The following is a 12,204-nucleotide window of genomic DNA, read 5'->3' as shown; positions in this document are numbered from 1 at the left end:
AATTACGTCTGTTACGTCCGGTCATAATGTCACCTTTTTTGACTATGAGGCGATGATATCACCTCTATTCAGGTGGCCAAATTCAGTGTGCCACTACATTCACCCGACTGAGATCGACCGGGTTGAGTTTTTCACCGGCGGTAAACAGGTAGCGCAACGCCAGGTTTTCCGGCTGCGGCGCGCTGACGATGTCTGCCACCAGCACCGTGGGGACAAAAGCATGGGTAACCTGGTGGTGCGCAAAAAAGTTGAGCAAGGCAGAGGGTTGCAAGCGGGTCTCTTCATCCGGCAAATATAGCGTGCCGCCGCTGGTCAATGCTGCCCAGATTTCCCACTGCGCCACATCAAAGCCGATGCCGGCCATCAGCGTTGAACGACTTTGGTGATCCACGGCAAATTTTTGGTTATGCCAGAGAACAATATTCAGCAGTGAATGATGCTCAATCATTACTCCCTTGGGACTGCCCGTGGTGCCGGAGGTGAAAATAATATAGGCCGGTGCATCTCCGTTCGGCTTTATTAATTCAGAGGGAAATAATTCACCTGAAGTTATATTATCGATCACAAGAGGATTTATGCTTGAGTCTTTTTTTTCAAAATCGATTGATAAGTTACTTAATATTATTGTTTTAGACTCGCTCTGTCTGACGATATCTTGAATTCTTTTTTCAGGGTATTGGGCATCGATGGGAATATAGCTGGCACCGGCTTTGATAATCGCCAGCATGCCGATCAGTAATTCCGGTGTGCGCAGCGCCACCAGAGGCACATAGCCACCCGGGCTGATCCCTTGCTGTTGCAACCGACCACAGAGTTGGTTACTGGCATCATCCAGTTGCCGATAAGTGATGTGCTTATTGTTACTGACTATCGCCAGCTTTTCGGGGAAATAAGCAACCTGTTGGATAAAATGATCCAATACGCTTTGAGCCATGGGGATATTCTCCTGAGATTATTAGTCTGAATAACAAACTACGAAGAGTCATGGCCCGGCCGGGTGAAGAATAATTATAGACGTGTTTTTGATGTGGGAATGTAAATGTGGAGGGAGTAGGCCTATCGTTATAAATTAATTGGAATAATAAAATTCCTGAAAGTAAAAACGGCCAGCCGATGGCTGACCGTTGGGCGCGTTAGCGTGGAATTAACGACGAACGGCGATAGCTTCGATTTCGATCTTCACGTCTTTCGGCAGACGGGCAACTTCGACGCAAGAACGGGCCGGGAACGGCGCGCTGTGCTCGGTGAAGAAGCTTTCGTAAGCGGCGTTAACGGTGGCGAAATCGTTCAGATCTTTTACGAAGACCGTGGTTTTCACGATGTCGGCGACTTTCAGGCCGGCAGCTTCAACGATCGCTTTAACGTTTTCCAGTGACTGGCGTGCCTGCGCGGCTACGTCGTCGGCAACGGTGCCGGTTTTAGGATCGACCGGGATCTGGCCGGAAGTGATGATCATGCTGCCCAGATCAACGCCCTGCACGTAAGGACCAATGGCTGCCGGGGCGAGTTCAGTGCTAATGTTACGTGACATTTTTTCTCCTAATTTACCCTTCGTCTTTCAAACCGCAGCGTTGTTGACTGCGTGTGCTCACCCCAGTCACTGACTTAAGTCAGCTCCTGGGGATTCCCACACTTGCCGCCTAACTGCGGCTCGAAATCCATTGGGTAATAAACGTGGGTATTTTCTTCAGTGACTCATTATAGGGAGTGGCGAGCAGATTAACAGCGCCGTTCCCGGTCAATAGGCATATTTCAGTCTGCCTGCAATACTACCTGATGTTCGAACTCTTTCTCGCAGTAGCGGCACTTCAGGTGCACGTCGCCGTCGCGGGATTTCACACTAAAGCTGGAAGACACCGGCTCACTGCGGCTGATGCAGTTGCTGTTCGGGCAGGTCAGCACGCCGTCGATATGATCCGGCAGGCTGAGGGTCAGCTTGCGCACCACTTCGTAATTGTCGATGCGGTTAACCGTGGCTTTTGGCGCGTACATCGCCAGCTGGTTGGCCTGCTGTTCGGTCAGGAAGGTGTTCTCGATTTTGATCAGGTCTTTACGGCCCAGCTCGTTGGAAGGCAGGTTCAGGCCGATAGTGATGCGCTGGTCGGTGGCGGTCAGCTTGAACAGCGTCAGCAGCTTAAAACCTATCTGCGCCGGAATATGGTCAATCACCGTACCGCACTTGATCGCTTCAACCTGCAGTTTGTTATCGTGAGTCATGACGGTTCCCCCTTAAAGAGCCAAATCTGCGTTTAATACAAGCGCCAACAGCGCCTGACGGGCGAAAATACCGTTGCCCGCCTGCTGGAAGTAGTGGGCGTACGGCGTTTTATCCACGTCGGTGGTGATCTCATCAATGCGTGGCAGCGGGTGCAACACCTTGAGGTTGTCGCGTGCCCCGGCCAGATCTGCCGCGCGCAGCACGAACTGCGCCTTCACGTTGGCGTATTCGGAAGGATCCAGACGCTCTTTCTGCACCCGGGTCATGTAGAGAATATCCAGCTCCGGCACCACTTCTTCAATGCTGCTGTGCAGGCTGTACTGGATACCTTTCTCTTCCAGCATCTGCAGGATGTAGGCCGGCATCGCCAGCGCGTCCGGGGCGATGAAGAAGAAGCGGTTGCCTTCAAACTTGGCCAGCGCCTGTGCCAGTGAGTGCACGGTACGGCCATATTTCAGGTCGCCGACCATGGCGATATTGATGTTGCTCAGGCGGCCCTGGGTTTCCTGAATGGTAAACAGGTCGAGCAGCGTCTGAGTCGGGTGCTGGTTGGCCCCGTCACCGGCGTTAAGCACCGGAATGCCGCCGGAGAATTCGGCCGCCAGCCGCGCAGCGCCTTCCTGCGGGTGACGCATCACGATGGCATCGACGTAGGTGCCAATCACCGAAATGGTGTCGGCCAGGGTTTCCCCCTTCTTGCCGAGCGAGGTATTGCTGCCGTCGGCAAAGCCCACCACCGAGGCACCCAGGCGGTGCATCGAGGTTTCAAACGACAGGCGGGTACGGGTTGAGGCTTCAAAGAAGCAACTGGCGATCACCTTGTGCTTTAACAGCTCGGGCTGTGGATTGGCTTTCAGGCTGGCGGCGGTGCGCAGCACCAACTCCAGATCCTCGCGGCTGAGATCGTTAATAGAGATGATATGTTTGTGATACAGCGGGTTGGCCATTTTTCACTCTCCTCGACTCGTGCCCGTGGCGCGGGGCTTTGAACAGATTTTTCAGGCAAAAAAAAGCCCCTCAACGAGGGGCTTGAAACGATCGGTTTAGCAACAGGAGAAACAACGGCAGTGTGCTGCCGATTGGCAGTCGGTTTTGTCGGTTGTGGCTAACAAAACAAACGTCGTTTTTCATGCTTTCTCCTGGCAAATTGTCGCGCATTATACTCGCGCTTTTGAGCACTGCAAGCGCTAAAACGCCGATTTTTGTCCTTTCGCAATCGATTGGCTGGTGGCTTTCAGCGACAGACCGCGTTAATCGATGTTTACGGGGTCTGTCGTAGCAAAATAACCAGCACGAAAATACCGCCAAGACCGGCAGTAATAATCCCGATGGGCAGTTCCTGTGGCGCGGTAATGACCCGGCTTAGCAGATCCCCGGCAGAGAGCAATATGGCACCCAGTACGCCCACCAACGGCAGCAGACGCCGGTGACGAACGCCGGTAAAGGGGCGTGCCAGGTGGGGGACCATTAAACCGACAAACCCAATCACGCCGGTTAATGCCACCAGTAACGCGGTCGCCAGCGAACAACACAGAAAGACCTCGGTGCGTAAGCGACGGGTGTTGATACCCAGGGAACCGGCGGTTTGCTCGCCCGCCAGCAAGCCGTCCAGCGAGCGCCAGCGTAAGGCAATCAATACCACCAGTACCAGCAGTGCTATCAAGGCAAAAATCAAATTATCCCAACGAGCCAGCCCCAGCCCACCCAGGGTCCAGAAGAGCACGCTGCTGGCGGTGCGTTGATCGCCGGAAAACACCAGATAATTGGTGAAGGCACCGAATAAAAAAGAGACCGCCAGGCCGCAGATAATCAGTTTCTCGGTGCCTTTCTGCGATTGAGTCATAAAAATAATCATCACCACCGCAGCGGAAAGTATCCCACCGACAAAAGAGGAAACCGGTAATGCCCAGGCCCCGAGGCTATTACCGAGCCGGGTGATCACCATGACCACGCCGGCAGAGGCGCCTGAGGAAAGGCCGAACAGAAAGGGATCGGCCAGGTCATTGCGGGTGGTGGTTTGTAATAGCGCGCCGACCAGTGCCAATCCGGCGCCTGCCAGTAACCCCAGCAGCGTTCGCGGCAGTCGCAGTTCCAGCACGATGCTTTTGATCATCGGCGGCACTTCGCCATGAGTGATGCCCAGCGCGTTCATCACCTGCGAAAAGGAGAGCGACACACTGCCTTGTGCGACATTGGCGAGGATCAACCCTGCCAGCAACAGCGGGGCGACTATCCACGCCAGCCTAAAGCGCATTTTTTCCGTCATCAGATGAAGGCGGTGGGATGAAGCGCGTGAGCCAGTTTATGGATGGCCTCAATATTGACCGGCCCCGGCGTCAGCTCCTGATATTTTAATCGCAAATAGCGATGATGGATCACCGCCAGGGTGTGTTTCATCAAGGGATGTTGTTCCAGGAAACGTTGCCGTGCGTCGATATCGCCGGTGGTCTCTGACTGGTAATCCACCAGAATGATAAATTCAGGCTCTGTCGCCGCTACGCTTTCCCAATTGGTGGTCGTCCAACTGGTGTTCAGGGTATCCATCACATTCTTCGCTCCGGCGGCTTCAATAATCGCCGTCGGCATCGCGTAAGCCCCGCTGGTGTAGGGCTTATCCTCACCGGAATCATAAAGGAACACCTTTATCGGCTTTTGCGTGGCAACTTTGCTATGGATATCGGCCACTTGCTGCTTCCAGCCGTTGACCAGCGTTTGTGCATCTTCCTGTTTGCCGAAGACTTTACCGAGCCTGATGATGTCGTCGTATAACAAATCCAGGCTGGCCCGTGGGCGATGGCTATCGATGTGAATGCAGCTTTCACTCAGCACCAGCGTTTTGATATTAAATTTTGCCAGCGCCTGTGGGGTTACATCACCACGAAGCCCATAGTTCCAGCCGGCGAAGAACAGGTCAGGATTAATGGCGAGAAGATTTTCGATGGTCGGATATTTCGGTGCCAGCTCAGGAATAGCCCCTCGCTGCTGAGTGAATTCAGGGATGTTTTTATACCAGCCGGAGATCCCGGTGACGCCAACCATGGCTGGCTGAAGCTGCAGGGCAAACGCCATTTGCGACATATTGATGTCTTGAATCACGGCACGCTGTGGGGCCTGGCTGAAGGTCAGTGGCTGGCCACAGTTGTCTACCGTGACAGGGAAGCCAGAAGCAGCGGCGCTTGTTGAGGCTAATGCCAGTAATACGGCGAGGAATAACTTTTTCACATCGACTCCAGGTTCATAAACCGGAGTCAGTCGCCCGGTTGATTGGAAACCGGGGCAACATACCTGAATAATTTGTATGGCAAATGTAGTTAGATCAAACAACCGTCGATTTGGGTGAATTTCAGCGGGATGAGGTCGGTAACGCCTCGAAAAAGCGTAAGGCTGCGCCGGTGACCGGGTGGCGAGCTTGCAGCGATTTCATACCAAACACCTGTTGCAGATGCGCTGACTCCAGCACCGCATCGGGGGGGCCATAACAAAGGATTTCCCCATGATTCATCATGATGACTTTGTCGGAAAAGGGTTGGACCAACTCAAGATCATGCAGCACTTTTAAGGTGGCGATGTTTTTTTCATGGATCAGCGACAGCAGTTGGTGTCGGGCCAGGGGATCGAGATGGTTGGTGGGCTCATCAAGTAATAGCAATGTCGGCTGCTGTGCCAGCACCCGGGCGAACCCGGCACGTTGACGTTCGCCACCCGAAAGCCGGCCTAATGGCATATCTTGCAGATGGCGGATACCCACGTCATCCATGGCTTGTGCCACAATCAACGGGTGCCCGGATTGCCCCTTTTCAGCCTGCCAGGGCAAACGGCCCAGGGCCACATACTCGTTAACCTTAAGCCGTAAATCTGCATTGTCGTGCTGGCTAAGCAAGGCGATAGAGCGGGCGCGTTGCTGGGGTTTTATGGCGGATAAGGATGTTCCCTGAAAGAGAATTTCACCTTCGCTGGGCTTGAGCTCACCGGTTATCAGCCGTAATAGCGTGGATTTTCCACTGCCGTTTGGGCCGATAAGGGTGACGGACTCCCCTGCCTGCAGGGCAAAGGTGATCCGGTTAATCCGTGGGGGTTTCCCTGGGCTGGCCAGGGAAAGATTCTGCACCGATAAGAGACTGTCGGTGGGCAGGTTATTCATCAGATATCCTTTTCTTCCGTCATCAGAAAAACGTCTCTATGGTTTCGATAACGTTGTAATCATCATCAATCAAAAACAGCGTTTTCCATTTATCAAAGGTCAGGCACGGGTGCGAGGTGGCGAACACCAGAATATCACCCACCTGCAGCGGGAATTCTGCCGGGCAGCTCAGCATGGCGTGCTGATCCATTATGCCATGGGTCATCAGCTGTTGCGTGTCGCTTTCCTGGCGAACCCCGTTGCGGTAATGGGCGATTGGCTGTGGCAGACCGGCGTCGAAGGCTGCATCCCGCTTGCCGAAGTTGACGATCACCCGGCCCGGTTCCGGCACCGACTGCACCAGCGCCACCAGCTCCAATGCCGAGGTTAATTCCCCCGCCAGGTCGCAGGCGTAGCTGTCGCGGGCCAACACGGCATTTTGCGCGTCCTGGTAAATGCCCTGATCGTGGGTGATGTAGCAGCCGGGGCGGATCACCACCCGACAGTTTGCCGGCAACGCTTCTTCACGCCAGACATTACACACCACGTCATACCAGGAAGAACCGGCACCGGTCAGGATCGCCTCCCCGGCGTTCAACAAGCCTTGCTGGTGCAGCGTACGCAGCAGACCGGCGGCATCACGCAGGAATTGTTCGATTTTGCTCTGGGCGTCATCGCCGTGCATCACGCCTTCATACAGTTCGATACCCTGCAGACGTAACCCCGGCAGTGCGGCTATTTCCTGTGCCAGTTGTTCCGCCTGCGCCACGCTGCGGCAGCCACAGCGCCCCCCGGGCACCCCCAATTCCAACAATACGTCCAGAGTTTGCCCGCGCTGGCTGAAAAACGCCGCGAGGGTTTGCGCATTGCTCAGGCTGTCGATACAGCAAAAGAAACCGCTATTGGGGTGCTGCGCTTTGAGTTCGGCGATCAGCTGCATATTGGCCTTGCCGACCAGTTGGTTCGCCATCAGTACCCGAGGCACACCGGCTTCCATGGCCACTTTTGCCTGCCAGGCCGAACCGACGCCAATCGCCCAGGCACCTTGCGCGACCTGACGCTGGAAGATCCACGGCGTCATGGTGGTTTTACCGTGTGGGGCCAAAGAGACGCCGCGCACATCGGCATAGTTTTGCATCCAGGCAATATTGTTTTTCAGGCTGCTGGATTTAATGGCGGCGGCCGGCAGGCAGACATCCTCATTGAGCAGGTTTGCCGGCGCATCAGGGTGATTGTGCATCACGGCGGCTTTGTGGGTAACGGAGAAATCTTTTTGGTATTTCATAACATTATCCTTTAAGGGTTCTATCTTTTTTAAATTGAGTATCGCTATTAAAATTATTGATTTAACTGGTTTTTAAATATTTATTATCGCGAGTTGGGTACAAAGTATCATTTTTAGAACTGATTTTTGTGTAGTCTTCCACTGTTTTCTTGCATTGTAAATGACAAAATTTAACCACTATGAGGTGAGGCGATGGGTGTTGAAATCGACATTATCTCGCGCATTACGGAGCGTTTTATCGAGCTGAGCAGCGCCGAGAAACGTATCGCGCAATTCATTCTGGACGATGCCGACGCCGTGACCGCGCTGCCGATTGCCGAACTGGCCCGGCAGGCCAACGTTAGCCAGGCTTCGATTACGCGGTTTGCCAAAACGCTGGGCTGCCGGGACGTGCGTGATCTCAAGGTCAAGCTGGCGCAGTCGTTGGCGGTGGGGCAAAGGTTTATTCATGAAGAGCCGGACCTGGAAGGGATCCAGGGGATTTATGAAACCATCATCAATGTCCTGAACATTAACCGGCGGACCATCGATGAAGCGGCGCTGGGCAAAGCGGTAGGGTGGCTCAGCGATGCGCGGCAAATTTTGGCGATTGGCATGGGCGGCGGCTCGACCATTTGTGCGGCAGAAGTGCAGCATCGTTTGTTCCGGCTCGGGCTGCCGGTGAACGCGCAAAGTGACGGTCTATTGGTCCGCATGATGGCGGCGGCGGTGAGCAAACAGGATGTGGTGGTGGCGCTGTCGCTGGGCGGCTACACGCAGGAAGTGGTGGAAAGTGCCGCCATTGCCCGCCAGTACGGAGCCAAAGTGGTGGCGATTACCCCCGCAGGAACGCCGCTGGCGGCACAGGCAGACGTACTGCTGGCGCTGGTGGTGCGGGAAAATGACTACATCTACAAACCCAGCACCTCGCGCTACGCCATGTTGGCGATGGTGGACGTGCTGGCGACGGCACTGGCCATGGCGAATAAACGCCAGTCCAGGGACCGGTTGCGCCGTATCAAGCTGGCGCTGGACAGCCATCGCGGAGGGGCCGATCGGCAGCCGTTGGGTGACTGAGCCGGTATCCCACAGACAATAACGGAAGGATGAGGATTCATGCGGTATCAGTATCTGTTTAAAAATGTCACGGTGATCGACGGCAGCGGCGGGCCGCAGTACCGGGCGGATGTTGCGGTCAAAGACGATCGGATCGCGGCGATTGCCCCTGCTATAGAAGCCGACGCCGAGGTGGTGATCGATGGCCGGGAGCGGGTGTTGTCACCGGGGTTTATCGACGTGCATACCCATGATGATACCAACGTGATCCGCATGCCTGAAATGCTGCCGAAGATTTCCCAGGGTGTGACGACGGTGATTGTCGGCAACTGTGGCATCAGCGCGGCCGGTGCGGTGATCAGAACCCAGGTGCCGGATCCGATGAACCTGCTGGGTGAGAAAGAACATTTCGTTTACCCGACCATTGCGGCCTACCGTCAGCAGGTGGAAGCCGTGACGCCTGGGGTGAACGTCGCGACGCTGATTGGGCATACCACCTTGCGCAGCAACCAGATGGATGACCTGTTCCGCCCGGCCAATGCCGGGGAGATCGTCGCCATGCGCGAGCAATTGCGTACGGCATTGCAACAGGGCGCGTTGGGGTTGAGCACCGGTCTGGCCTACGCCACGGCGTTTTCGGCCCCCACCGAAGAGGTGATGGCACTGGCGGAAGAGTTGGCGGGCGAGCAGGGTATTTACACCACTCACCTGCGCTCGGAGTTTGAACCTATACTCGAGGCGATGGATGAGGCCTTCCGCATTGGCCGTCATGGCCGGGTGCCAGTGGTGATTTCACACCATAAATGTGCCGGGGCCAAAAACTGGGGCCGCACCCAGGAAACGCTAAAACTGTTCGACAAGGTGCGCCAGACGCAGGATGTGTCCTGTGACTGCTATCCCTATTCCGCCAGCTCGTCGACGCTGGATTTAAAACAGATCACCGATGAATTCGACATCGTCATCACCTGGTCCGAAACGCACCCGGAGATGGCGGGGCAGTCTTTGCGGGACATCGCCGGAACCTGGTCGATGAGCCTGCATGAGGCCGGCAAGCAGCTGATGCCGGCGGGCGCGATTTACTACAACATGGATGAGCAGGATGTACGCCGGGTGCTGAGTTATCCGCTGACCATGGTCGGGTCGGATGGCTTGCCGAACGATCCGATGCCGCATCCGCGCCTGTGGGGCGCCTTCCCGCGCGTACTGGGCCATTACAGTCGTGACGAAGGCCTTTTCCCCCTGACCGTGGCGGTGCACAAAATGAGCGGCATGTCCGCGGCGCGTTATCAACTGCCGCAGCGTGGGCTGATCAAAACGGGTTACTACGCCGATCTGGTGTTGTTCGATGCGTTGAAAGTGAAAGACAGCGCAACCTTCAGCCAGCCACAACAACCCGCCGCCGGGATTGACGCGGTGTGGGTGAACGGCGTACTGAGTTATGAACATCAGGCCGTTACTGGCCTGCGCGCCGGGCGGTTTTTATGCCGCCAGGGCAAATAAATCGACAGGAGCAAGGCATGACGATCAAAAGATACGGTATTGATGGCGGCACCGGCACCGGTGGGCAACACCTGCCCTTTTCCAGAGCGGTAGAAGCGGGTGGCTGGCTGTATATCTCCGGCCAGACGCCGATGAAAGACGGTGAAGTGGTAGAGGGCGGTATTATTGAGCAGTCCCGCCTGGCGATCCAAAACTGCCTGGATATTATGCAGGAAGCCGGATATGGCCTGGAGGACGTGGTACACGTAAAGGTCATTCTGACCGATGCCCGTTATTTCCAGTCATTCAATAAAGTGTTCCGTGAATTTTTTGCCGCTCATCCACCGGCGCGTATTTGCGCGGTGGCCGATTTGGTGGTGGATTGCAAAGTTGAAGTTGATATTACCTGTTATAACGCGGCACGCATTACCCGATAGTCCCTTTCTAAAAATATAAAAAGTAATAGGGTGGTTTAACCACCCTTAATAATAAAACGCCTGATTTATTTCAGGTGAGATAACGCTATTTTTATTTTCTTATTTTACTGCTACCCAACACTGACAGGATGTGAGATATGAATAATTTATCTTTCCTTATCTGGTTCGCTATCTATGCCCTCGCCATGATTGCACTTGGCTGGTATGTTTCGCGCCACCAAAAAACCGGCGATGACTTTCTGCTGGGTGGCCGTTCCCTGCCGATGTTTCTGACGCTCGGCTCGACGGTCGGCACCATGGTTGGCACCGGCTCCAGCGTCGGCGCGGTGGGCTTTGGTTATGCCAACGGCTGGGCAGGCATGCTGTATGGCATTGGCGGGGCGACGGGCATATTGCTGGTCGCCTGGCTATTTGCCCCAGTCAGAAAAATGCGCTTTATGACCATGAGTGAAGAAATTTCTTATTATACCGGCGGCAGTAAAATAATTAAAAACGTCGTCGCGCTGCTGATATTTATTGCCTCTATTGGCTGGTTGGGTGCCCATATTCTGGGGGGCGGATTATATCTGGCCTGGGCCAGCGGTATTGATATTAACGTGGCTAAAGTGATTATTGCCCTGGCCTTTGTGGTTTATGTGGGTATCGGCGGATATTCTGCGGTGGTTTGGATCGATACGGTGCAATCTATTGTGCTGTTCCTCGGTTTTATTTTGATGGCGGTGCTGGCGGTACAGCATGTCGGTGGCTGGGCCAACATTCAGCACGCGGTAGATCCCGCTGCGCAAAGCCTGTTTGCCATCGACAAACTGGGCATGTTACCGGCATTCTCATTGGCCTTGGTGATCGCCGTCGGCGTGCTGGCTACTCCTTCTTATCGCCAGCGTATTTACTCGGCGAAAACCGTCTCGTCAGTGCGCCAGTCCTTCACCATTACCGGCATTCTTTACCTGTTCTTCTCCTTCCTGCCGGCCATCATCGGTATGGCGGTCTGGACCATGAACCCCAATCTGGAAAACAGCGGTTTCGCTTTCTTGTTCGGCACTCAGGTGCTGCCGCACGCGGTGGCCATGGTGATCCTGGTGGCCGGGATGTCGGCGAACATGTCCTCGGGCAGTTCGGATGCCATCGCTGGGGTGTCGATCATCCTGCGTGATCTCTACACCTTGTTTACCGGCCATATGCCGGCGGAAGACAAGGCGATTCGCCTGTCGCGGATCTTCCTGGTGCTGGTGATTGCGCTGGCGCTGGTGTTTGCCCTGACCTCCAACGACATCATCAGCTACATCACCAAAATGATCTCAATGATCATGTCCGGCCTGTTTATTTGCTCAATTCTGGGCCGTTTCTGGACCCGCTTTAACTGGCAGGGGGCACTGGCAGCGCTGATCGGCGGGGCGGCAACCTCAATGGCGGTGCTGATGAACAGCGATTGGTTGGCGTTTTGGGGCAACCCTTGCTTCCCGTCGGTGATGTTCAGCCTGATTGGCGCGGTAGTGGTGACGCTGGTGACACCGGCCAACAAAATGAGCCGCGAGCAGGCGCTGGAGATGATTACCCGCGAGCGGGAAAACCGTCCGGCGGTCAAGGTGCCGTTGGGTAAAAGCGCCACCGCTGGCCGTAACGCGTAAGC

12 protein-coding genes are annotated in these 12,204 nt (G+C 55.1%); 4 read left to right on the top strand and 8 right to left on the bottom strand.

Annotated elements, in window-relative coordinates:
• Positions 1-82 precede the first annotated feature (82 nt).
• The 8 genes from OC597_RS13415 to OC597_RS13380 form a co-directional block, all read right to left on the bottom strand.
• On the bottom strand, positions 83-934 hold the full coding sequence (locus OC597_RS13415; RefSeq protein ID WP_262209071.1) for an AMP-binding protein: 852 nt from the start codon (positions 932-934) through the stop codon (positions 83-85).
• A 210-nt stretch (positions 935-1,144) separates the two neighbouring features.
• Positions 1,145-1,531 (bottom strand): 2-iminobutanoate/2-iminopropanoate deaminase, encoded by a 387-nt coding sequence (gene ridA / locus OC597_RS13410; protein ID WP_261285485.1) that lies wholly within the window; start codon positions 1,529-1,531, stop codon positions 1,145-1,147.
• A 221-nt stretch (positions 1,532-1,752) separates the two neighbouring features.
• Positions 1,753-2,217, bottom strand: coding sequence for an aspartate carbamoyltransferase regulatory subunit (gene pyrI, locus OC597_RS13405; RefSeq protein WP_020825003.1), 465 nt, complete (start codon positions 2,215-2,217; stop codon positions 1,753-1,755).
• Between the two features lie 12 nt (positions 2,218-2,229).
• The gene (gene pyrB, locus OC597_RS13400) at positions 2,230-3,165 is read right to left on the bottom strand and encodes an aspartate carbamoyltransferase (RefSeq protein WP_099065064.1); all 936 of its coding nucleotides are present in this window, start codon (positions 3,163-3,165) and stop codon (positions 2,230-2,232) included.
• 314 nt (positions 3,166-3,479) lie between these two features.
• A complete protein-coding gene (locus tag OC597_RS13395) occupies positions 3,480-4,484 on the bottom strand; it encodes a FecCD family ABC transporter permease (RefSeq protein WP_262209069.1) in 1,005 nt (334 codons plus the stop codon).
• Positions 4,484-5,440, bottom strand: a complete 957-nt coding sequence (locus OC597_RS13390; protein ID WP_262209067.1) for an ABC transporter substrate-binding protein — start codon at positions 5,438-5,440, stop codon at positions 4,484-4,486. The genes OC597_RS13395 and OC597_RS13390 overlap by 1 nt, the downstream gene beginning before the upstream one ends.
• 121 nt (positions 5,441-5,561) lie before the next feature.
• Positions 5,562-6,359, bottom strand: coding sequence for an ABC transporter ATP-binding protein (locus OC597_RS13385; protein ID WP_262209065.1), 798 nt, complete (start codon positions 6,357-6,359; stop codon positions 5,562-5,564).
• A 22-nt stretch (positions 6,360-6,381) separates the two neighbouring features.
• Positions 6,382-7,623: an amino acid deaminase gene (locus OC597_RS13380; protein ID WP_261256998.1), complete on the bottom strand. Its 1,242-nt coding sequence runs from the start codon at positions 7,621-7,623 to the stop codon at positions 6,382-6,384.
• 192 nt (positions 7,624-7,815) lie between these two features.
• Here OC597_RS13380 and OC597_RS13375 point away from each other — a divergent pair, with 192 nt between their 5' ends.
• The 4 genes from OC597_RS13375 (at position 7,816) to OC597_RS13360 (ending at position 12,202) form a co-directional block, all read left to right on the top strand.
• Positions 7,816-8,679, top strand: a complete 864-nt coding sequence (locus tag OC597_RS13375) for a MurR/RpiR family transcriptional regulator (protein WP_261432146.1) — start codon at positions 7,816-7,818, stop codon at positions 8,677-8,679.
• 39 nt (positions 8,680-8,718) lie between these two features.
• A complete protein-coding gene (locus tag OC597_RS13370) occupies positions 8,719-10,158 on the top strand; it encodes an N-acyl-D-amino-acid deacylase family protein (protein WP_207978054.1) in 1,440 nt (479 codons plus the stop codon).
• Positions 10,159-10,175: 17 nt separating this feature from the next.
• Entirely contained in the window at positions 10,176-10,574 is a 399-nt protein-coding gene (locus OC597_RS13365) for a RidA family protein (RefSeq protein WP_099065057.1), read from the top strand.
• A gap of 137 nt (positions 10,575-10,711) precedes the next feature.
• A complete protein-coding gene (locus tag OC597_RS13360) occupies positions 10,712-12,202 on the top strand; it encodes a sodium:solute symporter family protein (protein ID WP_261285491.1) in 1,491 nt (496 codons plus the stop codon).
• Positions 12,203-12,204 lie beyond the last annotated feature (2 nt).

Origin of the sequence: Serratia proteamaculans, assembly GCF_946227095.1 — a bacterium.
GTDB classification, from domain to species: domain Bacteria; phylum Pseudomonadota; class Gammaproteobacteria; order Enterobacterales; family Enterobacteriaceae; genus Serratia; species Serratia proteamaculans_E.
Note: the sequence above shows the minus strand (reverse complement) of the source record. Positions and strands in the feature narration are given on the sequence as shown.

Bases quoted from the DNA above. Each gene is read 5' to 3' on its own strand.
- OC597_RS13365 (WP_099065057.1), top strand. From the start codon at position 10,176: ATGACGATCAAAAGATACGGTATTGATGGCGGCACCGGCACCGGTGGG.
- OC597_RS13385 (WP_262209065.1), bottom strand. From the start codon at position 6,359: ATGAATAACCTGCCCACCGACAGTCTCTTATCGGTGCAGAATCTTTCC.
- OC597_RS13395 (WP_262209069.1), bottom strand. From the start codon at position 4,484: ATGACGGAAAAAATGCGCTTTAGGCTGGCGTGGATAGTCGCCCCGCTG.
- OC597_RS13370 (WP_207978054.1), top strand. From the start codon at position 8,719: ATGCGGTATCAGTATCTGTTTAAAAATGTCACGGTGATCGACGGCAGC.
- OC597_RS13380 (WP_261256998.1), bottom strand. From the start codon at position 7,623: ATGAAATACCAAAAAGATTTCTCCGTTACCCACAAAGCCGCCGTGATG.
- OC597_RS13415 (WP_262209071.1), bottom strand. From the start codon at position 934: ATGGCTCAAAGCGTATTGGATCATTTTATCCAACAGGTTGCTTATTTC.
- pyrB (WP_099065064.1), bottom strand. From the start codon at position 3,165: ATGGCCAACCCGCTGTATCACAAACATATCATCTCTATTAACGATCTC.
- ridA (WP_261285485.1), bottom strand. From the start codon at position 1,531: ATGTCACGTAACATTAGCACTGAACTCGCCCCGGCAGCCATTGGTCCT.
- OC597_RS13360 (WP_261285491.1), top strand. From the start codon at position 10,712: ATGAATAATTTATCTTTCCTTATCTGGTTCGCTATCTATGCCCTCGCC.
- pyrI (WP_020825003.1), bottom strand. From the start codon at position 2,217: ATGACTCACGATAACAAACTGCAGGTTGAAGCGATCAAGTGCGGTACG.
- OC597_RS13375 (WP_261432146.1), top strand. From the start codon at position 7,816: ATGGGTGTTGAAATCGACATTATCTCGCGCATTACGGAGCGTTTTATC.